Source organism: Streptomyces sp. NPDC012835 (genome assembly GCF_042900885.1).
Taxonomy (GTDB): domain Bacteria; phylum Actinomycetota; class Actinomycetes; order Streptomycetales; family Streptomycetaceae; genus Streptomyces.
Genome location: NZ_JBIBBW010000001.1, coordinates 1,431,562 through 1,452,048 on the forward strand (window position 1 = coordinate 1,431,562; position 20,487 = coordinate 1,452,048).

Sequence of the window (20,487 nt, forward strand, 5' to 3'; positions counted from 1 at the left end):
TGATCCGCAGACTGCGGCGTCGGACTCCCGAACCGATCCCTTTCCGGTACCTGGAGGCCGGGAGAGTGTCCGGGAAGTCACTGTGTAGGCGGCCTCGCAGTTGTTAGGTTGATGGGCACATACGTCGACATGCGGATATTGGCGGGGGCTCCCGTTAACGGGTGAAGGGGAAACGTGACCGAGCCGGAACGGCCGTCAGCCCGGTTCAACATCCTCGGAACACTCGAGTGCCTGACGGGCCCGGGGGAACAGCTGCCGACCGGCGGACCGGTGCAGGAGCGTGTCCTGGTCTCGCTGCTGCTCTCGCCGGACCGGGTCCTGCCGGTCAGCCGGCTGGTCGAGGCGGTGTGGGACGAGGAGCCTCCGGCCACCGCCGCGCACCAGGTGCGCAAGGCCGTCGCCGAACTGCGCCGGCGCATCCCCGACGGCCGGAACCTGATCGTCACCGACGGGCCGGGCTACCGGGCCGTGGTCGACCCCGGTCAGCTGGACCTGACCGTCTTCTCCGATCTCCTGCGCGAGGCCCGCGACCAGGCGGCGGACGACCTCGCCGAGGCCGCGGTGGACACACTGCGCCGGGCTCTGGCGCTGTGGCGCGGGCCCGTGCTGGTCGGCTCCGGCGGATCGGTCATCACGGCGGCGTCGGCGGCCCTGGAGGACCGGCGGCTGGCTGCCCTGGAGCTGTACTTCGAACTGCGGCTGGGACTGGGCGAGGTCGGCGACGTGGTCGGCGATCTGCGGGACCTGGTCGCGGCGCACCCGTTCCAGGAGACGCTGTGCGGACAGCTGATGCTGGCCCTGTACCGGTCGGGGCGGCAGTCCGAGGCGCTCGCCGAGTTCACCCGTATGCGCAAACTGCTCGCCGACGAACTGGGCGTGGACCCGGACGGCCGGTTGACCAGTCTGTACGAAGGGATTCTGCGCAACAGTCCCGAACTCGCCGCCCCGCCGCGCCGCAAACGCGGCCCGGCTGCCGCCGAAGCGGCGCCGGCCGCGCCCTCGCGGCAGGCGCCGCCCGTGTCGTCGCGCCACGCGCCGGCCTCCCCTTCGGGGCACGCGTCGTCCGCCCACGGGGCCTTCGCCGCGGGGCCGCCGGGCGATCCGCACCGCTGCACACTGCCGTACGACCTGCCGGACTTCACCGGCCGCAAGCGGGAGTTGCAGCAGTTGCTGTCCGGCCAGGACAAGCCGGTCGAGACGCCCGGGGCCCGCATCATGGCGATCGACGGCATGGGCGGGAGCGGCAAGACCTCGCTCGCCATCCGGGTCGCCCACCGGCTGGCCGATCGGTACCCGGACGCGCACCTCTATCTCGACCTCCGTGGCTACACGCCCGGCGAGCAGCCCCTGACGCCGGGCGCCGTCGCCGAGGGGCTGCTGCGCATGCTCGACGTGCCCGGCGACCGGATCCCGGACGACGAGGCGGGCCGGATCGCGCTGTGGCGGTCCACCGTGACGCAGTACCGGCTGGTGCTGCTCCTGGACAACACCATCGACAGCGCCCAGGTCCAGCCGCTGCTGCCGGCGTCGGCCGACGCCCTCGTACTGATCACGAGCCGTGCCCGGCTGGTCGATCTGGACGGCGCCGAGTGGATATCCCTCGGCGGGATGCCACCGGAGGACAGCACGGCGCTCGTCTCCCGCATGCTCGGCGAGGAGCGCACGGCCGCCGAGCCGCGCGCGGTCGCCGAACTGGTCGAGCTGTGCGCCCACTTGCCGCTCGCCCTGCGGATCGCGGCGGCCAAGCTGCGCAACCGGCCCCGGTGGACCGTGCAGTATCTGGTGGACCGGCTGGGCGACGAGACCCGCCGGCTGGACGAACTGCGCTCCGGGACCCGCGGTGTCACCGCGACCCTGAGCCTGTCGTTCGAGGGCCTGAGCCAGCCGCACCAGGCCGCGTTCCGGCTGCTCGACAGCCACCCCGGCGCGGAGTTCGACCCGTACTGCGCCGCCGCGCTGCTGGGTACCGATCCCGGCAAGGCCGAGGACGTCCTCGAACACCTGCTGGACACGCATCTGATGCAGCAGTACGAGACGGGCCGCTATGTCTTCCACGACCTGGTGCGCAGTTTCGCGAAGTGGCTGAGGAGCCAGGCGGGCGAGGACCCGGGCGAGGTCGACCAGCCCGCCGTGGGACGGCTGTTGGACTACTACGTGGCCGCCACGGGCGCCGTGTGCGACCTGGTGTTCCCGGGGCGGGCGCCGTTCACCCCGGAGCCGGACGGGACCCCGCGCGCCGCCGTCGCGCTGCCCGCACTGCGCGACCCCGTGCGCGGCCGGCAGTGGCTGGACCGCGAGGAGGAGAACCTGCTGGCGGCCGTCGCCCTCGCGCAGCGCCGCAGGCTGCACCGGCACTCCGCCGAGCTGGCCCGCAATGTGGTCTTCCAGCTCGACAGCCGGGGGCGCTTCGAGGAGTTCCGCGAGGTCGCGGGCATCGCCGTCGCCGCTTCCCGGGAGCTGGGCAACCAGTACCTGCTGGCGCTGAGCCTGTCCAACCTGGCTGTCGCCGACTGGAAGCTGGGCAAGTTCGCCGAGGGGCTGACCGCGGCCAGGGAGAGCCTGGAGCTGTCGCTGCGGCTGAAGGACCAGCGGGGCGAGGCGAAGAGCACGGGGATGCTCGGGCTGCTGCTGGCCACCCTGGGCCGGTTCGGCGAGGCGCTGCCGCACCTGGAGCAGTCGATCGCGCTCAAGCGGGAGTTGGGCACGCCGCGCGCCGAGGCCGAGTCACTGACGAATCTCAGCTCCCTCTTCGAGCACATGGGCCGGTACCCCGAGGCGGCCGCGGCGGCCCAGCGCTCCGTCGAGCTCAACCAGGCCATCGGCGCCCGGGAGAACGAGATCGTGGCGCTGACCGACCTCGCGCTCGCGTATCTCGGCCTCGGCAGGGACGACGACGCGCGCGGCTGCCTGGACCGGGCCCTCGGGCTCTGCGACGAGTCGGCTGCGCCGCTGGGCGACAGCGCCCTGGTCCTCGCCCTCTCCGCCTACGTGTGGCACGGTCTGGGAAATCCCGGGCAGGCGGCGGCGCACGCGGAACAGGCGCTGAAGCTGACCCTCGGCAGCAGCTGCGCGCCGATGCGGCAGGCGGCCGTCTGGAACGTCCTCGGAGCCCTCCGCCGCCGCGGCGGCGACCACGCCGAGGCGCGCCGGCTGCACGCCGACGCGCACCGGATCGCCTCCGCCGTGGGCTACCGCATCGAGGTCGCACGGGCCCTGAACGGGCTGGCCGACGCGCTGGCGGCGCAGGGAGAGACCGTGGCCGCCACGACCCACCGGGACGAGGCGGCCACACTGCTGAGCGCGATGAACGCGTCGGCGTCCGGTCCCGGCCCCGGCGACTGACACCGGGCCGTCACCACGGCGCGGAAACGGTTCAGCCGGCGAAGGCCGGGCCCTCACCGGAATCGAGCACCCGGTATCCAGTGGCGTGCGTGGCGAAGGCCGGACCCTCACCCGAATCAGCCGGGCCCTCACCCGAATCGAGCACCCGATACCCGGTGGCGTATCCGGCAAAAGCCGGACCCTCACCCGAATCCAGCACCCGGTACGCCACGGCGTGCGCGTTCTCCGTCATGGATCCCCATGCCGCCTGGACCCCGATCCCCCCGGTCGCCGCCAGTGCGGCCGCCGAGAGAATCCCCGCCGTCTTGTACCAAGTCCCGCTCATCCGGTGCCCCCTCGTTCGACTGACTTCGACGGACATCAATCTGTCGTCAGCCGTTCCCGAACGAGTACGGGCTCGTTACCGCTCGGGTACCCGGGTGGGCGGGAACGCCGCCCGGGGACCGGTACGGCGAAGCCCCGAGGGGTCGGAGCACCGCCCACCGGAACCGTTCGTCCGTATCGCGCGTGGTTCGCGTGGCCTCGCGGCGCTCCCGGGTCCGGCCGGGGTCACGGGAGAGAGCCGAGGCCCTGTCCGGGGCGGCGAAGCCGCGGACAGGGCCCGAATACGGTGCGCCGCCCGGTGTCCCGGTACGGCGGCACGCCTCACCAAGGGCTGCCCCTCACCAGGGACTTCCCTGACCCAGCCCCATTTCGCCGATGCCGTTCGCGTCCGGGTACGCGGTATCGGAACGGCCCTGCCGCCGCCCGGACGAACAGCCGGGCTCGCAGTCCCGCACGATGACGGTCACGTCATCGATCGGGCACCCGGTCACCCGGGAGGTGGTGGCCGCCAGCTCGGACACGAGATCCGCTCGGCGTTCCCGGTCGTTCCCTTGCCACCAGTCGACGGTGATCACAGGCATGTTCAAGCTCCTCGTGGGACGTGGCACGGCGGCCGGCTCCGGGCCGTACCACCGTGACGGCGGGCCAGGCGCAGACACCTGGCCCAGGCTGTCCGTCACTGTCCACGCCCCTGTTCCCGGACCGTTCCTCTTCGGGTCCCCTGCCTCGCACGAGAAATTCATCCCGGGGAGCGGGAATCACCGCCGGGATCGGAATCAAGGAGCGGAACAAGGCGGCCCGCTGCCGGGAACGCCCGCGGAAGGCCGAGGAACCAGCGCCGCTTGTCCTCCCGGCTCAGCCCCCTGGGCCGCGTCCGGGGATACGGCTGTACGTGGACGGGGTTGCCCGGTTCGCCGCGCCGGCTCTCGTCGAGCGAGCCGGTGTCCACCGCGTCGTGGCCAAGCCCCGCCGAGCCCCGCCGAGTCCCGCTGCGCCCCTCCGAGCCCGCGAGCGGGCCGGGGATACGCGGTGAATTTGACCTGTGCAGTTCAAGCCACATACCTTTCGCCCTGACCGGAGCCGTCACGGCAGGTCACTTTCACCGCTCTCGGGGGGAAACACATGAACTGGTATCTCGACGTCCTGAAGAAGTACGCCGTATTCAGCGGGCGCGCGCGCCGCAAGGAATACTGGATGTTCGTCCTGATCAACTTCGTGATCACCGTCGCGCTGGGGATCATCGGGAACGTCATCGGCGCGGACGGCGTGCTCAACGGGATCTACTCCCTGGCGGTCCTCATCCCCGGCCTCGCCGTGGCCGTGCGACGACTGCACGACACCGGCAGGAGCGGCTGGTGGCTGCTCATAGGTCTGGTGCCGCTGGTCGGCTTCATCATCCTGATCGTCTTCCTCGCCATCGAAGGCGAGCGGGGCGCGAACGCGCACGGCGAGAACCCGAAGAACGCGCCGACGTACCCGTAACCCGCCCCCCGGCACCGCCGGTGGTCATCCGTGCCCGTCAGCCCACCCGGCTGACGGGCACGTGTCGTCAGTGGCCCCTGGAATCCAGCCAGATCGCGGTGTCGGGCGGCAGCAGAGCCGGGCCGCCCGCGCCGCGCACGGCGTCCTCCGCCGACTCGTCGCTGCTGAGCAGGGCCACCGAACCGTCGGGTACGGTCAGCGGCAGCGGGCCGCCGGAGAGGTTGACCCGGCAGACCAGGCCCGCGCCCTTGCGGAAGGCGAGTTCACCCGGAGCCGACGGCAGCCAGGTGAAACGCTCGTCGCCGCGGAAGCCCCGGCGCAGCGTCAGCGCCGTACGGTACAGCTCCAGGAAGGACCCGGCCCGGCCGGTCTGCGCCTCGACCGACCACGCGCCCCAGCCGTCCGGCTGCGGAAGCCAACTTCCCCGCGGGCCGAAGCCGTACGAGGGGCCCGTACCGGTCCACGGCAGCGGCACCCGGCAGCCGTCGCGGCCCTTGCGCGCGTGGCCGGTACGCTCCCACATCGGATCGCGCAGGGCGTCCTCCGGCAGGTCCGCCACCTCGGGCAGGCCCAGCTCCTCCCCCTGGTAGAGATAGGTGGTTCCGGGCAGCGCGAGGGTCAGCAGGGCGGCGGCCCGCGCCCGGCGGCGGCCCCGCTCCTCGTCGGCGGCCGGGTCGAGTCCGCCGGTCAGCAGCCAGCCGGGCAGGTCGGTGGACTCGGGCAGCGCGTAGCGGCTGCGGTGGCGTACGACGTCATGGTTGGAGAGCACCCAGGTGGGCAGCGAACCGGTGGACGCGGCGCCGGCCAGCGAGGTGTCGATGACACTGCGGAAGGCCCCGGCCTCCCAGGGGCAGCGCAGATGGAAGAAGTTGAACGCCTGCTGTAGCTCGTCGGGCCGCGTGTAGAGGGGCAGCCGGGCCGCGCTGACGCCCGCTTCGGCGACCATGATCCGGGGCGGTGCGTACGAGTCGGTGATCTTGCGCCAGGCCCGGTAGACGTCGTGCACCTCGTCGCGGTCCCAGAACGGGTGGTCCTCGCCGCTCGGCGGGGAGTTGAGGGAGGCCGAGTCGCCGCCCCTGGTGTCGCGCAGCGGCGGGGTGAGGTCCTTGCGCAGGCCGTGGGCGACATCGATCCGGAAACCGTCCACGCCCAGGTCGAGCCAGAAGCGCAGGGTGCGCTCGAAGTCGGCGATGACGTCCGGGTTCTCCCAGTTCAGATCGGGCTGTTCGGCGGCGAAGATGTGCATGTACCACTGGCCGTCGGGGACCCTGCTCCAGGCCGCGCCGCCGAACTTCGACTGCCAGTCGGCGGGGGGAAGCGCGCCGTCGGGGCCGGCGCCGTCGCGGAAGACATACCGGTCGCGGGCCGCCGAGCCGGGCGCGGACGCCAGCGCCTCGACGAACCAGGGGTGCTGGTCGGAGGTGTGGTTCGGCACGATGTCGACGATGGTGCGGAGCCCGAGCGCCCGGGCCCGGGCGAGCAGCGCCCGGAAGTCGTCCAGGGTGCCGTGCCGGGGATCGACGTCCCGGTGGTCGGCGACGTCGTATCCGCCGTCGGCGAGCGGCGAACGGTAGAACGGCGTGAGCCAGATCGCGTCCGCGCCCAGCTCCGCGACATGGCCGAGCCGGTCGGCGATGCCGCGCAGGTCGCCCATTCCGTCGCCGTCCGCGTCGGCGAAGCTGGGGACGTACACCTGGTAGACGACCGACTCTCGCCACCAGTCGCGGGAACCACCGCTCCCGCCGTCGCCACCGCCACCGCTGCCACTGCCGTCTCCGTTGACGCTGCCGTGCTGAGTCACTGGTACCTCTCGTGCCGGGATGAGCATCAGCGGAGACTCTAGTGGCGCGGTCCGATCATCATCCGGCCGGAACGGAACGGGGAAACCCTAGGCACCGCCCGAACGCTTCAGCTTGCCCAACCGGTCCGCCGCGTACGGCAGTTTGCCCTCGGCCGAGCGCAGGGAGCGCAGCGCCAGCAGCAGGACGCCGATGTCGTCGATGTACACCGGGTCGGGCAGCACGTCGAACGGCAGGATCAGATAGCCGACGGCCGCCCAGAACACCCAGCGGTTCTCGACCGGGACCCCGGCCCTGCGCAGGGCGGTGCGGGTCCTGACGAGCCGGACGGTCAGGATGATCGCGGCGCCCAGGGTGACCGCCACCAGCAGGGCGCCTACGGCGATGAGGATCTGGAGGTCGCTCACGCGCTCTCCTCCTTGGTGCTCGGGCGGCTCCGCACGCCGGGTCGGCCGTGCCGCTTCCGGTTACGGATACCCCCGTACGGGCCCCGCACCGGATGTGTCACCCCGTCGCCACACCGCTCCCTGCCGCGTGCCGGTTCCCCGCGCCGAAGATCTTGGTGATCCGGCCGTCGGTCAGGACGACCACCGTGCCGCAGCGGCAGACGCAGTACTCCACCGTCCCCTCGGATGTCGTGTGACAGGACAGCAGGGACCAGCTGGACTCGTCGGCCGCCCCGACCCTGTCGCACACCGCGCACCGGTCGTCGCTCGCACATCCGTCCCCGCCGCATCTACGCATGCCATCAGAGTGACGTCATTACCTAGAGACGTTCAACCATTACATTCGATACGTTGGCGCCCATGCGCTTCAATCACTACGGCGGCGAGGCCGCGCTGCTCGCCGCCGATCTGGCGAACGCGTCCGCGCCGTTCACCCCGGAGGGGCTGGAGCCGATGCTGATCGCACGCGGGATCGTCCGGCATTCGCTGTCCGCGTCCGAGGCCGCCGCCGTCGAGGTCTGGAGCCGCCGGCTGGCCCCGTGCTTCGGCCCGCAGGGGCTGGAGGAGCGCCGCGACCGGGTCAACGGCCTGCTGGCCGACGCCGCCAGCCGCCCGTACATCACCACGCACGACGGCCACGGCCCGCATCTGCACTACGCGGACCCCGCGCTGGGCGCGGTCGCGCACATCCGCGCCGCCTCGGCGACCGCACTCGCGTATGTCGTCTGTTTCGCCAGCCACACCCGGCTCGGCCGGTGCGCCCGGGCCGCGTGCGCCCTGGCCTTCGTCGACACGTCGCGCAACGGGAAGCGTGTCTACTGCTCGGTGCGGTGCGCCAACAACGACGCCGTCACCCGCCACCGGCGGCGTGCCTCCCGGGACTGAGGAGGCGCGTCACGCCGAACGGCCGTCGCCGCGCACCCGCCGCCGAAGCGCCCGCGCCGCCGCGCGGAGCGGCCCCGTCGTCCCCTTCCGCACCCCTCCGACCAGTCGGTACGTTGCCCGGGAGCCGGATCTCAGCGGCCCCACCGGGGGCCGCCCGGGGCGAGGGAGGGTTCCATGACACAGCTGGTACCGCGGATCGAGGGGGAGTGCGCCGAACGGTTCTCCGCCGTACGCGACACCTTCGAGCGCAACTTCCACGAGCACGACGAACTCGGCGCCGCCGTCACCGTGATCGTCGGCGGCGAGACCGTGGTGGACCTGTGGGGCGGCTGGGCCGACGGCGCGCGCACCAGACCGTGGGAGCGGGACACGGTGGTCAACGTGTGGTCCACGACCAAGGGGGCGACGGCCCTGTGCGCCCATCTGCTGATCGACCGCGGGCTCCTCGACCCGGACGCCCCGGTGGCGGAGTACTGGCCGGAGTTCTCGGCGGCCGGCAAGGCGGGCGTGCGGGTGCGGGAGTTACTCGCGCACCGCGCGGGGCTCGCCGGGCTCCGTGAGCCGCACACGGTCGAGCAGCTCTACGACTGGGAGCTGACCACCGCGCGGCTCGCCGCCATGGAGCCCTGGTGGGAGCCCGGCACCCGGTCCGGCTACCACGCGATGACCTACGGCTTCCTGGTCGGTGAGGTGGTGCGGCGTATCACCGGTCTGCTGCCGGGCGCGTTTCTGCGCCGGGAGGTGACGGAGCCGCTCGCCATCGACTTCACCATGGGGCTGCCGGAGAAGGAGGCCCACCGCGCCGCCGAGCTGGTGCCGGCCGCCACCCCGCTCACCGCCGAGGAGGCGGCCGCCCTGCTCGCCGGTCTGCCCCCGGTGGCGCTGGCGGCCATGACCAATCCGGCGATCGGCACCGAGGTCGCCAACAGCGCCGCGTGGCGGGCCGCCGAGATACCGGCCGCGAACGGCCACGGCACGGCCCGCGCGGTCGCCGCGCTGTACGGGATCTTCGCCGGGCGCGGCCGGTACGGCGACCACCGCGTACTGTCCGCCGGGACCGTGGAGCGGGTACGGGAGGGCCAGGGCCGCGGCCGGGACCTGGTGCTGGGCCCGGCCTTCGCGCACGAGACGGAGGCGGGCCTCGGGCTCTGGCTCAGCGGCGAGAACCGCTCGTACGGTCCCAACCCCAGGGCGTTCGGGCACGAGGGCGCCGGAGGCTCCTGCGGACTGGCCGACCCGGACGCGGGGGTCAGCCTCGGGTACGTCATGAACCGGATGGGGTCGAGGGTCGCCGACGACCCGCGCCGGATGGCACTGATCGACGCGGTGTACGGCGCCCTGTAGCGGCCCCGAACCGGCGCGCGTCGGCTGCGGTACCGCGCCCCACCGCACCCCGACCGGCGCGCGCCGGTCCCGCCACGCCCCCTCAGCACACCTGGCGCGGGCCGGGCAAGACCGTCTCTCCGGTCGAATCCGGGGCGGCACGGCCTCATTACGTGCCCTCCTCCGTCTCGTTCCGGTTATTTTCAGCCATGATCAACACGAGTGCATTTCGGGGTTACCTCTCACAAGCGGACGAGTGTCGCGCGTAGACCGGGGCGCTCCGCCCCGCCCCTCACCGGATATCGAACTCACTGCGTCATACACCCAGCACGCACCGTGGCGCATACGGGTGCACGGCACACCGAAAGGTGACCGGATGGCGTCAGCGGGCGATTCCCATGCTCCGCGCCCATCCTGACGGGCCGTCACCTCACCCCTTGCCACCCCCGGAGGTCACGCGGATCCTGCCCGCCTGGCCACCCGGGGAGCCGACACACCCGGGCCGTCCGGCGGTTCCCGGCGTCAATTCACCCTGGAACCAGGCTCGTACGGACCGCGCGGGAAGACCGGTCCAGAAGTAAGCCTTGCCCGAAGGTCAAACGAAGTTAACGATTCAGTCATGCGATTGTCAGGTTCACGGTCAAAACCACATGGCCGCGGACGGTCGCACCCCGGCGGTCCGCTCACCCAACGGGCCGCGCGTTGCCCCCACCTATGGAGGATGTTGTGACCTTCAAGCGCTTCTCCCCCCTCGGCTCGGTGTCCAGACGTGTCCGGCTCCTCGCCGTCACCTCCGGTCTGGTCACCGCTGTCGCGCTTGCGGCCCCCAGCGCCGTCGCCCAGCCGGCACCGGCTCCGCTCCCCTCCGCCGCGGCCCTGGCGACGGCCGACGCGGCCGTCCAGGACGCGGACATCGCCGGCACGGCCTGGTACACGGACAAGGCCACCGGCAAGGTCGTCGTCACCGTCGACAGCACGGTCTCCGACTCCGAGATCGCCACGATCAAGAAGGCGGTGGCCGACACCGAGGCCGGCCTGACGATCAAGCACACCGAGGGCCGCTTCCGTGAGCTGATCGCGGGCGGCCAGGCCATCTACACCGGCGGCAGCCGCTGTTCCCTCGGCTTCAACGTGCGCAGCGGCTCCACGTACTACGCGCTGACCGCCGGGCACTGCACCAACGCGGGCGCCACCTGGTACACCAACTCGGCGAACACCGCCCTGCTCGGCTCCCGCGCCGGCTCCAGCTTCCCGGGCAACGACTACGGCCTGATCCGGCACAACAGCGCGGCCAACGCCGAGGGCCGCGTCTACCTGTACAACGGCTCGTACCAGACCATCACCTCGGCCGCCAACCCCAGCGTCGGCCAGACGGTCCGGCGCAGCGGCTCGACCACCGGCGTCCACAACGGCACGGTCACGGGCCTCAACGCCACCGTGAACTACGGCAGCGGCAACGTCGTCAGCGGCCTGATCCAGACCAACGTCTGCGCCGAGCCCGGTGACAGCGGCGGCTCGCTGTTCAACGGCACCGTCGCGTACGGCCTGACCTCGGGCGGCAGCGGCAACTGCACCTCCGGCGGCACCACGTTCTTCCAGCCGGTCGTCGAGGCGATGAACGCGTACGGCGTCAGCCTGGCCTGACCTCGCTCCACGCCCCACCGGCGGGCCGCACACCTCCCTGGTGCGCGGCCCGCCGTCGTACGCCCCCGGGCCCGCCCGGCCTCAGCGGGCAGCATGGCGCTGAAGCGGCCCCCGTCCATCGCGGTACGGACTCCGGACGACCGGCGCGCGCCTCCGTGATGCCAGGGGCGCGTTGGAGCACTCGGAAGCCTGAATCCCGACCGAGTGTTGAATCTGCCCGTGGACAGGGGAAAGGATCGGTGGGACCGCTCAAAGGCAAGTGAATCGGGAGAAAAAGAGGGGGATCCATGCCCACAGCGACCACGTTCGGGGACGGCGCCGCGGTTGCCGCGCCCTGGCAGCGGCCGGAGAGCCGGTTTCCGCTGGAACAGGACACGTCCCAGGTTCTGCCGGACCTGTCCGGGACGGGTGGGCCGGCGCCGTTCGCCTTCCGGTTCCTCACCATCACCGTGATCGGCTCGGGTGGCGTGCTGCCTGACGACATCGAGTACGACGAAGAGACCCAGACCAGCACCTACGGCGATCTGCCGCCGGGGGTCTTCATGACGAAGAACCCGCCGATGACCTACTACACGACTGAAGCCACGGCATCCACGCCCGAACGGACAGACGCGAAGGACGATCCGGGAGCGAGTGACGATTGATGCCCGACGCCGGAACAGTTCTCGTCCTGGCCGGACGCTTCGATCCGACCGTGGACCTGGCGATCGAGGAGCTGAACCGGCGTGCCGTGCCCGTGTTCCGGGCCGACGTCTCGGAATTCCCGGTGGGGCTGGTGCTGTCTGCCGATCTCACCGGGGACGGCTGGTGCGGCACGCTCGACAACGGTCGCAGGACTCTCCGGCTGGAGAGCGTCCGCTCTGTCTACTGCCGTCGACCCACGCGTCCGCAGCCTCCGGAGAACATGCCGGCGGATGCCCGGAAGGTCGCTGAGAGGGAGGCGCGCCTGGGTTTCGGCGGACTCCTGGCCGCGCTTCCGTGCCGATGGCTGTCCCCGCCCGGACGCGCGGCGGATGCCGAGTACAAGCCACTTCAGCTCAGAGTCGCGGCCGAGTCGGGGCTCAAGGTGCCTCGAACGCTCATCACGAACGATCCGAACACCGCGAAACGCTTCGCCGACGACACGGGCCGCGTGGTGTACAAGCCGTTCCATCCCGTACGGGGTTCGGTGAGCGGGAAGCCGGCTGTCGTGTACACCAGTCCGGTCGAGCCGCAGGATCTGCCGCATTCCGATATCGCCACGACGGCACACCTCTTCCAGGAATGGGTGCCGAAGGCACATGAGATCCGTCTGACCGTGGTGGGAGAGCGGTTTTTCGCGGTCGAGATCCATGTGAGCTCGGAACGAGGCCATCTGGACTGGCGCAGCGACTACGGAAGTCACACGTACAGGAAGTGCGACCCCCCGGCCAATGTGGTGGACGGGGTGTCGCAGATGCTGAACCAACTCGGTCTGCCCTACGGTGCATTCGATTTCGTGGTGACACCGGAGGGCGAATGGATATTCCTGGAAGTGAATCCGTCCGGCCAGTACGGATTCATCGAAGTGGCGACCGGTGTTCCCATCACAGCCGCAATCGCAGATTATTTGGAGGGCAGGGCGTGACACGTCTTCCGGATGACCGGCGGCGCACCCTGGCAGCGCGCATCGGCCTCGTGCGGAGCATGGAGCGGGGCAGTGTGGTTCTGTCGGCCCGACTGGCCGAGGCTTTTCTGAATGTGCCGCGAGAGCCGTTCGTCCCGGTGTTCTATCGCAGGGACGGGGACCGGTTCACACCGTGGGGCCGTACGGATGCGGACGCCGACGCCTGGCTGGCACAGGTGTACAGCGACGACTCGCTCATCACGGAGGTGGACCGTGTGCACGCGGAGGACGCGGGGCCCCGCAGCATCACCGGGGTGCCCACCTCGTCGTCAACGGCGCCGAGCCTCATGGCCGACATGCTCGACGCCCTGGACGTGCGGCGCGGTACGCGGGTGCTGGAGATCGGCACAGGGACCGGCTACAACGCGGCGCTGCTCTGCTGGCTGGCCGGAGCGGATTCGGTCACCACGGTGGACTCGTCGGAACGGCTCACCACCACCGCCGAAGCCCGCCTCCGCGCATGCGGCCCGGCCCCCACGGTCAGGTGCGCGGACGGAGCGGAAGGGGCCCCGGGGGAAGCTCGGTTCGATCGCGTCATCGCGACCTGCTCGGTACGACGGATCCCGGCGGCGTGGTTCGATCAGTGCGTGCCGGGCGGGCTGCTGGTCGTCCCGCTCAAGGGCGTCCTTGCCGGGGGCGCGCTCGCCCGGCTTCAGAAACTCCCCGACGGTACCGCCGTCGGCCGGATCCTGCACACACCGGCCGCGTTCATGCCGTTGCTCAGCGGCTCGCGGCGAACCCCGAAGATCCCGGAGTCCGTGGCGGGCGGCCGGCAGCGCGCATCGAAGGTGTCGGGAAGCGTCCTGGACGACTGGACGTTCTCGTTCTTCGCCCAACTGCACATGCCGGCGGGCACGGTTCGCGACTACCACCGCGGACCGGACGGCGCGCATGTGACCACGCTCTACGACCCCATGGACGATTCGTACGCGCGTATCGCGGACCGTGCGTCGGAAGCCGGCGCGACGGTTGTCACTTCCGGCGGGCGGGATCTGTGGAAACCGCTGGAGGAGGCACATGAGCGGTGGCTCACCCTGCACCGCCCACGACGGGAGTGGTTCACCGTCAACGCCACGCCGGACAAGCAGACCGTCAGCTACGCGGCACCGGACGGGCGGACCTGGGACTGGGACCTCTAGGGCGTGGTGCGAAGTCCCGCCGCGCCCGCGGCTCAGGCGGTCGGGGCCGGTCCCGGCTCGTCCTGCGTCTTTGTGTCGAAGAGACGGAAGCCCCGGCGCAGATAGTTGTCCATGGCGTGCGGGCCGTCCTGGGAGCAGGTGTGCAGCCAGACGCGCTTGGTCGGGGTCAGGTCCGGCCAGCGTTCGGCCAGGTCCCAGGCGCGGGCCGTGCCGTACGAGAGCAGATGACCGCCGATACGCCGGCCGCGGAAGGCCGGCAGCAGGCCGAAGTAGACGATCTCGACCGTGGCGCCCGGCTGCGCCGCCAGCTCCAGATATCCGGCCGGCGTGCCCTTCTCGTACGCCACCCAGGTCTCGACGCCGGGCCGCTCCAGCATCTCGCGCCACTGCTCCCGCGTCATCGGGTTGCGGTCCGTCCAGCTCACGTCGGCGCCCACCGACGTGTAGAGGAACCGGCTGAACTCGGGCGAGGGCACCTCGGCCCGTACGATCCGCACCTCGTCCGGCGCCGCGGCGGCGGGGCGCAGATCGGCGGCGGAGGTCTGCTCCAGGGACCATGTGGTCACGGTGATGCTCATGCGGCTCAGGAGAACACGTGTCCGGTCCGCGCTCCAAGCCGGTAGGGAGCGGACCCCGGCGTTCCACGGGCCCGGCGGCCGTCGCCCGCCGGCCCGCGCGGTCCGCGCCGGTCACGGGTACGGCGGGGGCCGGGTGCCCCGTACCGCGGGGGCCGTCGAGTGCGGCAGCAGCAGCTCCGGGTCGTCCGGGCCGATCACCTCCACCTCGACCTCCTCGCTGAAGCGGTAGGGACGGTGCGCCAGCACCCCCGACAGATGGCGCCGCACCCGTGACATCTCGGCCCGCACGGTCACCGTGCGGGTCGGGTCGCCGAACACGTCGGCGGCCAGCTGCGCCGCGCTGCGGCCGTCCCGGTGCACGGCCAGGACGTAGAGCAGCTCGGCGTGGCGCGGGGTCAGCTCCTGTGTCCAGCTGCCCGCCGAACCGGACACGGCCACCGACCAGCGCCGGGGCCGGCTGAGGTCCAGTACGACCCGGCTCACGGTCTCGCTCGGCCGCTGCCCCGGATCGTCGTGCACCTGTATCAGCCAGCCGCCGGGCAGCGGCTCGACCGTGCACATGCCCAGCGACGGCTGCCAGACCCGGCCCGCCCGGAACGACTTCGGCAGCGGCAGCCGGTCCACGGGCGCCATCCCCGTGACCGCCGCCGTCCAGCCGTGCGGGTCGACGGCGAGCGCCCGCCCGCCCAGTCGGCACATGATCGGCGAGGCCACCGAGCGGAGCCGGTCCAGGGCCCGCACGTGCCGTTCGCGCATCTCGCTCTCGGCGATCCTGGCCACCGAGCTGACCAGCGCCAGGGTCGTCGGATGGAAGCCGCGCGCGGGCCCGCTCACATCGATCACGCCCAGCAGCCGGCCGTCGCGCGGATCGTGGACGGGGGCCGCAGCGCAGGTCCAGGAGCGCAGCGCGTGCGCGAAGTGCTCGGCGGAGTGGACCCGCACCGGCCTGCGCACCGCCAGCGCCGTACCGATGGCGTTGGTCCCGGTGGCCTGCTCCGACCAGGAGGTGCCCTCTTCGAGCCGGATGCCGCTCGCCCGGCGCAGCACGCCGAGGTTGCCCTCGCGCCACAGCACCCGGCCCTCGCCGTCGCTGACCACCATGATCTGGAGCGAGGTGTCGAGGATTCCGCCGAGGGACTGGTTGATCGTGGTCAGCGCCTCACCGATCGAGGCGGTACGGCGGTGGTGCTCCAGCTCGTCCTGCTCCAGCACCGTGTCGCCGCCGGTCGGCAGCTCGGGATCGAGCCCCAGGCGCAGCCCGCGCCGCCAGGACGCGTCGATCAGCGGCCGGGGCTCCACCGGTGGGCGCTCGCCCGCGAGAGCGGCGCTGCGCACCTGGTGGAGCAGCCGGCCGGCCTGCGCCTGGTCCATGGCCATGAGCCTGGTCAGGTCGAGCGGAGGATTCTTCAGCGGTGTGTCCTTCATCGGTGTTCCCCTGCGAACCAGCGGTGCGGTAACGATTCTTCTGCAACGGCCTGCAACTCTGGTAAACCCCGGTCCCGTCCACAAAAGTGACTGCCGGTCAGGGGTGGTGCCGTGTCGGCGCGGCACCACCCCTGGCCACCTCCGGCCCCCGACACGGCAGCGGCAGCGGCTCAGCCGACGGGCCGCGCCCGGTCCACGACCGACGCCAGGTCGAGCGTATGGGGCAGTGTTCCGAAGGCCGTCCCCCAGTCCCGGCCGAGCCGCGACGCGCAGAACGCGTCCGCCACCTCCGGTGGCGCCCACCGCACCAGCAGCGACCCCTGGAGCACCAGCGCGATCCGCTCCACCAGCCGCCGGGCCCGCGCCTCGATACCGCTCAGATCGGCCAGCTCGGTCAGCAGCCCCTTGATCGCGCCGTCCAGCCGGTGATCGGCGCCGCGTGCCTCGCCCACCTCCCGGAGGAAGGCGTCGAGCCCCGCCGGCTCCCGCTGGAGCGCCCGCAGGACGTCCAGGGCCTGCACATTGCCCGAGCCCTCCCAGATCGAGTTGAGCGGCGACTCGCGCAGCAGCCTCGGCATGCCGGACTCCTCCACGTAGCCGTTGCCGCCCAGGCACTCCAGGGCCTCGGCCGCCACCGGCGTGCACCGCTTGGTCACCCAGTACTTGGCGGCGGGCACCGCGAGCCGCAGAAACGCCCGGTCCCGTTCCGTGTCCGCGTCGTAGGCCGCCGCGAGCCGCAGCCCCAGCGTCGTCGCCGCCTCCGACTCCAGCGCCAGATCCGCCAGGACGTTGCGCATCAGCGGCTTGTCGATCAGCTCCCCGCCGAACGCGCTCCGGTACGTGGCGTGGTGCACCGCCTGCGCCACCGACTGGCGCATCAGGGCGGCCGACCCCAGCACGCAGTCGAGCCGGGTCGCGGCCACCATCTCGATGATGGTCCGCACCCCGCGCCCCTCCTCGCCGACCCGGCGCGCCCAGGTGTCCTCGAACTCGACCTCGGCGGACGCGTTGGAGCGGTTGCCCAGCTTGTCCTTGAGCCGCTGGACGCGGAAGACGTTGCGTGTCCCGTCCGCCAGCACGCGCGGTACCAGGAAGCACGTCAGACCGCCCGGAGCCTGGGCCAGCACCAGGAAGCCGTCGCACATCGGCGCGGAACAGAACCACTTGTGCCCGGTCAGCAGATACTCGCCCGCCGCGTCCAGCGCCCTGGCGGCCGTCGTGTTGGCGCGTACGTCGCTGCCGCCCTGCTTCTCCGTCATGCCCATCCCGAACAGCGCGCCGGCCTTCCCGGCCGCCGGCCGCAGCCCCGGCTCGTACCGGTGGGAGGTCAGTCGCGGTTCCCACTCGGCCGCCAGCGCCGGATCGGCGCGCAGCGCCGGCACCGCGGCGTGCGTCATCGACAGCGGACAGCCGTTCCCTGCCTCCGCCTGCGTCCACACGAAGAACCCCGCGGCGCGCCGCAGATGGCCGTCGGGCCTGCCCCAGGCGTCCGTCAGCCCGGCTCCGACGGCCCGGTCGAGCAGCCGGTGCCAGTCGGGATGGAACTCGACCTCGTCGATACGGTTCCCGTAGCGGTCGTGGGTGCGCAGGGCCGGCGGGTGGTCGTTCGCCCGCCGGCCCCACTCCTGGACCTCGGCGGATCCCGCGGCGAGGCCGAGTCCGGTCAGCTCCGCCCGGGTCGCGTCGAGCAGCTCGGGCGTTCCGTGCCGCTCCACGCCCTCGGCGAGGGCCCGGTCCGTGGCGAAAACGTCGTATCCGACCAGCGGAGGTACCTGGTTGGTCACTGTGTGGGTGCTCGCTGCCATGCCGATACGGTAAGGAGGTGCAGGCAGCAAAAGAAACACCCGAGCGACCAGCGGGTCGACTCCACCGGGCCCAAGCGCTCTACCGCAACGTCTCGAAACGGAAGCTGGCCTGGCTGCTGCTCAAGGACACGGTCAACTCGTGTGTCGAGTACCGCATCCTGGGACTGGCGGCCGAGGCGGCGTTCTTCACTCTGCTCTCGCTCCCGCCGCTGCTCCTCGGGCTGATCGGCCTGCTCGGATACGTGGACGACTGGACCAGCACCGCCACCGTCGCCTCGTTCGAGAGGAACATCCTCGCGGCCGTCGGCACGGTGCTCTCCGACCGGGGCGTCAACCAGATCGCCAAACCGCTGCTGGACGACATCACCGAGGGCGGGCGGCCCGACGTGATCTCGCTCGGCTTCGCGATCGCCCTGTGGTCGGGCTCCCGGGCGGTCAACGTCTTCGTCGACACCATCACGGTGATGTACGGGCTCGACGGGCGGCGCGGCATCGTCGCCACCCGGCTCCTCGCCTTTCTCCTCTACATCGTGGCGCTCCTGATCGGCGCGGTCGTCCTGCCCCTGGCGGTGGTCGGCCCCGACCGGGTCGTGGAGCTGATCCCGTGGGGCACGGAGGTCGTCAGCGTCCTGTACTGGCCGGTGGTGATCCTGCTGTCCATCGCCTTCCTCACCACGCTCTACCACGTGTCCGTACCGGCCCGCTCGGCCTGGGTGGAGGACGTGCCCGGCGCGCTGGTGGCCCTGGCCATGTGGGTGCTCGGCAGCTTCCTGCTGCGGATCTACCTGACCAGCACCGTCGAGGGCCCCACCATCTACGGCTCCCTCGCCGCGCCCATCGCGGTGCTGCTGTGGATAGGCGTCTCCGCCTTCGCGGTCCTGGTGGGCGCCGCCGTCAACGCCGCCATCGACCGGGTCTGGCCGTCGGTCGCCACGGCGGCGGCGCGCGCCGCCAACGACCGGCAGCGCGCGGCCCTGGCCGCGGAGACGGTGGCCCTGGCGTCCTTCGCGGAGAACGCCCCGGACGGGCCGCAGGACGACGACGTCACGGACCCGGACATGCCCTCGGAGTTCCCCGAGCGCTGGTCCCGGTTCCTGCCGCCGGACGACCTGAAGTCCCGCCTGACCGGCCGCGACCACCGTGATCAGCGCGACGCACCGTGACGAGCGGCCGCCGGCGCGCCGCGCGTAGCCCGCGGGCCTGTACGAGGAGCGGGCGTCACGGCTGGACGGCGCGGTCGTGTGGACCCGCACCGGCACGCGGGAGGACCGCTCCGACCCGTACCCGGTGCTGCCCGACGGCCGCATGGATCTGCTGTGGACCGGCGGCCGGCTGCTGGTTGCCGGAGCCGACACCCGCGCGCACGTCCCCCAGGGGCCGAGCACGCGGTACCGCGCGGGAGTGCGTTTTGCGCCCGGGACCGCGCCCGCGCCGCTCGGCGTCCCGGCGCGCGAACCGCGCGACCCGCGGGTGGAGACGGCCGACCTGTGGTCCCCGGCCGAGGCGCGCCGGCTCACCGCGCGGCCGACCGGGGCCGCCGACCCGGCGGCGGCCCCGGAGGCCGTCGCCCTCGGGCCGGCGGCCGGGGCAGGCCCGCCCGATCGGCTGCCGCGTCCCGTGGTCGGCGCGCTGGAGGCGGGCCGTACGGTCGCGGCGACCGCCGACGCCGTCGGCCTGAGCGCCCGCCGGCTGCACCGCCGGGCCCTGGACGCCTTCGGCTACGGGCCGAAGACGCCGGCCCGGGTGCTGCGGCTCCAGCGGGCGCCGGCCCTCGTACGGCGCGGTGTGCCGTACGCCGACGCCGCGCTCGGCGCGGGCCGCGCCGACCAGGCGCATCCCGCCCGGGAGGTCCGTGAGCCGGCCGGGCTGACGCTCGGCGGTTACCCGGCGCCGGCGAAGAGGGAGACCTCGCAGCCGTCCGGGTCGAGCACCACCGCGTAGCGCTGCCCCCAGACGGCGTCCCACGGTTCGAGGGCGCCCCGGTATCCGGCGGCGACCAGCGAGGCGTACGTGGCGTCGACCTCGGCGGGGGCGCCGCACCGGAAGGCGAGGCCGACCCGGCCGCCGCCCTGCGGCCGGGTCCAGCCGGGATCGTAGGACCGTACGGTCTTCTCGGTGTCGAACAGGATCCGCAGGCCGCCGGGGAGCACCGCCTCGGCGTGCGGCGCGGAGTCCGCCTCCGCCGGGACGGCCAGGCCCAGCCGCCGGTAGAAGGCGAGCGAGGCGGCCGGGTCGGAGTCGACCACGCCGAGCGCGTCGAAGCGGGGAGCGGCGGGGGGAGTCGGTGGTGTGGTGATCATGCTTCGACGGTGGTGCGGGCCCCGGAGCCGGTCTTGAAGGAATCGGACGTCCCGCAAACCTCGGAGCGCTGTAAGGAACACCACAGTGTCTCGCTCGCCGAGACGACTTCGTCCATATTCTGGAAGGCAGTGGACTGCCCGGAGATCTGCGTGACACGCTTCCGTCATGTCCAGAGCTGGTATTGCCTTGGTGAGTCGGCGCCACGTCGACCTCGGCCGTATGTCCAGCGCCATCTGTCCGGCGGGCTGAGAGTCCCAGCGCCCCCGCGATCCCCCCGTCTGTCCCTGCCGCGCACCGCCGCGCCCTCGCGCGAGTGTGCGGTTCAGAGCCGCCCTCCTGCATGTCTCGA

20 protein-coding genes are annotated in these 20,487 nt (G+C 72.2%); 11 read left to right on the forward strand and 9 right to left on the reverse strand.

What is annotated here, in order from left to right; genetic code table 11:
• The first annotated feature begins 270 nt into the window (after positions 1 to 270).
• Positions 271 to 3,342 (forward strand): BTAD domain-containing putative transcriptional regulator, encoded by a 3,072-nt coding sequence (locus ACFY6S_RS05885; protein ID WP_388823274.1) that lies wholly within the window; start codon positions 271 to 273, stop codon positions 3,340 to 3,342.
• 31 nt (positions 3,343 to 3,373) lie between these two features.
• Here ACFY6S_RS05885 and ACFY6S_RS05890 read toward each other — a convergent pair whose 3' ends face one another.
• Positions 3,374 to 3,667 (reverse strand): hypothetical protein, encoded by a 294-nt coding sequence (locus ACFY6S_RS05890; protein ID WP_388823276.1) that lies wholly within the window; start codon positions 3,665 to 3,667, stop codon positions 3,374 to 3,376.
• 337 nt (positions 3,668 to 4,004) lie between these two features.
• Positions 4,005 to 4,247: a 4-oxalocrotonate tautomerase family protein gene (locus ACFY6S_RS05895; RefSeq protein WP_388823278.1), complete on the reverse strand. Its 243-nt coding sequence runs from the start codon at positions 4,245 to 4,247 to the stop codon at positions 4,005 to 4,007.
• Positions 4,248 to 4,788: 541 nt separating this feature from the next.
• Here ACFY6S_RS05895 and ACFY6S_RS05900 point away from each other — a divergent pair.
• On the forward strand, positions 4,789 to 5,148 hold the full coding sequence (locus ACFY6S_RS05900; protein WP_388823280.1) for a DUF805 domain-containing protein: 360 nt from the start codon (positions 4,789 to 4,791) through the stop codon (positions 5,146 to 5,148).
• A 67-nt stretch (positions 5,149 to 5,215) separates the two neighbouring features.
• Here the strand turns inward: ACFY6S_RS05900 and ACFY6S_RS05905 are convergent, their stop codons facing one another.
• From ACFY6S_RS05905 to ACFY6S_RS05915, 3 genes are all read right to left on the reverse strand, one after another.
• Positions 5,216 to 6,949: a glycoside hydrolase family 13 protein gene (locus ACFY6S_RS05905; protein ID WP_388823282.1), complete on the reverse strand. Its 1,734-nt coding sequence runs from the start codon at positions 6,947 to 6,949 to the stop codon at positions 5,216 to 5,218.
• A gap of 87 nt (positions 6,950 to 7,036) precedes the next feature.
• Positions 7,037 to 7,354: a DUF1232 domain-containing protein gene (locus ACFY6S_RS05910; protein ID WP_388823284.1), complete on the reverse strand. Its 318-nt coding sequence runs from the start codon at positions 7,352 to 7,354 to the stop codon at positions 7,037 to 7,039.
• 97 nt (positions 7,355 to 7,451) lie between these two features.
• Positions 7,452 to 7,691: a hypothetical protein gene (locus ACFY6S_RS05915; protein WP_388823286.1), complete on the reverse strand. Its 240-nt coding sequence runs from the start codon at positions 7,689 to 7,691 to the stop codon at positions 7,452 to 7,454.
• Between the two features lie 62 nt (positions 7,692 to 7,753).
• Here ACFY6S_RS05915 and ACFY6S_RS05920 point away from each other — a divergent pair, with 62 nt between their 5' ends.
• From ACFY6S_RS05920 to ACFY6S_RS05945, 6 genes are all read left to right on the forward strand, one after another.
• Positions 7,754 to 8,278: a CGNR zinc finger domain-containing protein gene (locus ACFY6S_RS05920; protein ID WP_388823288.1), complete on the forward strand. Its 525-nt coding sequence runs from the start codon at positions 7,754 to 7,756 to the stop codon at positions 8,276 to 8,278.
• Between the two features lie 174 nt (positions 8,279 to 8,452).
• On the forward strand, positions 8,453 to 9,622 hold the full coding sequence (locus ACFY6S_RS05925; protein WP_388823290.1) for a serine hydrolase domain-containing protein: 1,170 nt from the start codon (positions 8,453 to 8,455) through the stop codon (positions 9,620 to 9,622).
• Positions 9,623 to 10,327: 705 nt separating this feature from the next.
• A complete protein-coding gene (locus tag ACFY6S_RS05930; RefSeq protein WP_388823292.1) occupies positions 10,328 to 11,245 on the forward strand; it encodes a S1 family peptidase in 918 nt (305 codons plus the stop codon).
• A 287-nt stretch (positions 11,246 to 11,532) separates the two neighbouring features.
• The gene (locus ACFY6S_RS05935) at positions 11,533 to 11,889 is read left to right on the forward strand and encodes a hypothetical protein (RefSeq protein WP_388823294.1); all 357 of its coding nucleotides are present in this window, start codon (positions 11,533 to 11,535) and stop codon (positions 11,887 to 11,889) included.
• Entirely contained in the window at positions 11,889 to 12,851 is a 963-nt protein-coding gene (gene tgmB / locus ACFY6S_RS05940; protein WP_388823296.1) for an ATP-grasp ribosomal peptide maturase, read from the forward strand. Before ACFY6S_RS05935 ends, tgmB begins: the two co-directional genes overlap by 1 nt.
• Complete coding sequence (locus tag ACFY6S_RS05945) at positions 12,848 to 14,029, forward strand: methyltransferase domain-containing protein (protein WP_388823298.1); 1,182 nt, start codon at positions 12,848 to 12,850, stop codon at positions 14,027 to 14,029. The genes tgmB and ACFY6S_RS05945 overlap by 4 nt, the downstream gene beginning before the upstream one ends.
• A gap of 32 nt (positions 14,030 to 14,061) precedes the next feature.
• Here the strand turns inward: ACFY6S_RS05945 and ACFY6S_RS05950 are convergent, their stop codons facing one another.
• From ACFY6S_RS05950 to ACFY6S_RS05960, 3 genes are all read right to left on the reverse strand, one after another.
• A complete protein-coding gene (locus ACFY6S_RS05950; protein ID WP_388823300.1) occupies positions 14,062 to 14,607 on the reverse strand; it encodes a GNAT family N-acetyltransferase in 546 nt (181 codons plus the stop codon).
• A gap of 111 nt (positions 14,608 to 14,718) precedes the next feature.
• The gene (locus ACFY6S_RS05955) at positions 14,719 to 16,032 is read right to left on the reverse strand and encodes a GAF domain-containing protein (protein WP_388823302.1); all 1,314 of its coding nucleotides are present in this window, start codon (positions 16,030 to 16,032) and stop codon (positions 14,719 to 14,721) included.
• A gap of 170 nt (positions 16,033 to 16,202) precedes the next feature.
• Positions 16,203 to 17,837: an acyl-CoA dehydrogenase family protein gene (locus tag ACFY6S_RS05960; protein ID WP_388823304.1), complete on the reverse strand. Its 1,635-nt coding sequence runs from the start codon at positions 17,835 to 17,837 to the stop codon at positions 16,203 to 16,205.
• Positions 17,838 to 17,854: 17 nt separating this feature from the next.
• On the opposite strand from ACFY6S_RS05960, the gene ACFY6S_RS05965 reads away from it, so the two are divergent.
• Both ACFY6S_RS05965 and ACFY6S_RS05970 read left to right on the forward strand, forming a co-directional pair.
• A complete protein-coding gene (locus ACFY6S_RS05965; protein ID WP_388823306.1) occupies positions 17,855 to 19,000 on the forward strand; it encodes a YihY/virulence factor BrkB family protein in 1,146 nt (381 codons plus the stop codon).
• A gap of 37 nt (positions 19,001 to 19,037) precedes the next feature.
• Entirely contained in the window at positions 19,038 to 19,778 is a 741-nt protein-coding gene (locus ACFY6S_RS05970; protein ID WP_388823872.1) for an AraC family transcriptional regulator, read from the forward strand.
• On the opposite strand, the gene ACFY6S_RS05975 is transcribed toward ACFY6S_RS05970, so the two are convergent.
• Entirely contained in the window at positions 19,718 to 20,137 is a 420-nt protein-coding gene (locus ACFY6S_RS05975; protein WP_388823308.1) for a VOC family protein, read from the reverse strand. The two genes, ACFY6S_RS05970 and ACFY6S_RS05975, sit on opposite strands and share 61 nt — an antisense overlap.
• Before the next feature lie 166 nt (positions 20,138 to 20,303).
• Here ACFY6S_RS05975 and ACFY6S_RS05980 point away from each other — a divergent pair, with 166 nt between their 5' ends.
• On the forward strand, positions 20,304 to 20,387 hold the full coding sequence (locus ACFY6S_RS05980; protein ID WP_309471194.1) for a putative leader peptide: 84 nt from the start codon (positions 20,304 to 20,306) through the stop codon (positions 20,385 to 20,387).
• Positions 20,388 to 20,487: the final 100 nt, after the last annotated feature.

What these genes read in the sequence shown, in the direction of transcription:
- ACFY6S_RS05895 (WP_388823278.1), bottom strand. Translation starts at nt 4,247, where the DNA reads ATGCCTGTGATCACCGTCGACTGGTGGCAAGGGAACGACCGGGAACGC.
- ACFY6S_RS05960 (WP_388823304.1), bottom strand. Translation starts at nt 17,837, where the DNA reads ATGGCAGCGAGCACCCACACAGTGACCAACCAGGTACCTCCGCTGGTC.
- ACFY6S_RS05955 (WP_388823302.1), bottom strand. Translation starts at nt 16,032, where the DNA reads ATGAAGGACACACCGCTGAAGAATCCTCCGCTCGACCTGACCAGGCTC.
- ACFY6S_RS05950 (WP_388823300.1), bottom strand. Translation starts at nt 14,607, where the DNA reads ATGAGCATCACCGTGACCACATGGTCCCTGGAGCAGACCTCCGCCGCC.
- ACFY6S_RS05980 (WP_309471194.1), top strand. Translation starts at nt 20,304, where the DNA reads ATGTCCAGAGCTGGTATTGCCTTGGTGAGTCGGCGCCACGTCGACCTC.
- ACFY6S_RS05890 (WP_388823276.1), bottom strand. Translation starts at nt 3,667, where the DNA reads ATGAGCGGGACTTGGTACAAGACGGCGGGGATTCTCTCGGCGGCCGCA.
- ACFY6S_RS05925 (WP_388823290.1), top strand. Translation starts at nt 8,453, where the DNA reads ATGACACAGCTGGTACCGCGGATCGAGGGGGAGTGCGCCGAACGGTTC.
- ACFY6S_RS05920 (WP_388823288.1), top strand. Translation starts at nt 7,754, where the DNA reads ATGCGCTTCAATCACTACGGCGGCGAGGCCGCGCTGCTCGCCGCCGAT.
- tgmB (WP_388823296.1), top strand. Translation starts at nt 11,889, where the DNA reads ATGCCCGACGCCGGAACAGTTCTCGTCCTGGCCGGACGCTTCGATCCG.
- ACFY6S_RS05935 (WP_388823294.1), top strand. Translation starts at nt 11,533, where the DNA reads ATGCCCACAGCGACCACGTTCGGGGACGGCGCCGCGGTTGCCGCGCCC.
- ACFY6S_RS05975 (WP_388823308.1), bottom strand. Translation starts at nt 20,137, where the DNA reads ATGATCACCACACCACCGACTCCCCCCGCCGCTCCCCGCTTCGACGCG.
- ACFY6S_RS05900 (WP_388823280.1), top strand. Translation starts at nt 4,789, where the DNA reads ATGAACTGGTATCTCGACGTCCTGAAGAAGTACGCCGTATTCAGCGGG.
- ACFY6S_RS05915 (WP_388823286.1), bottom strand. Translation starts at nt 7,691, where the DNA reads ATGCGTAGATGCGGCGGGGACGGATGTGCGAGCGACGACCGGTGCGCG.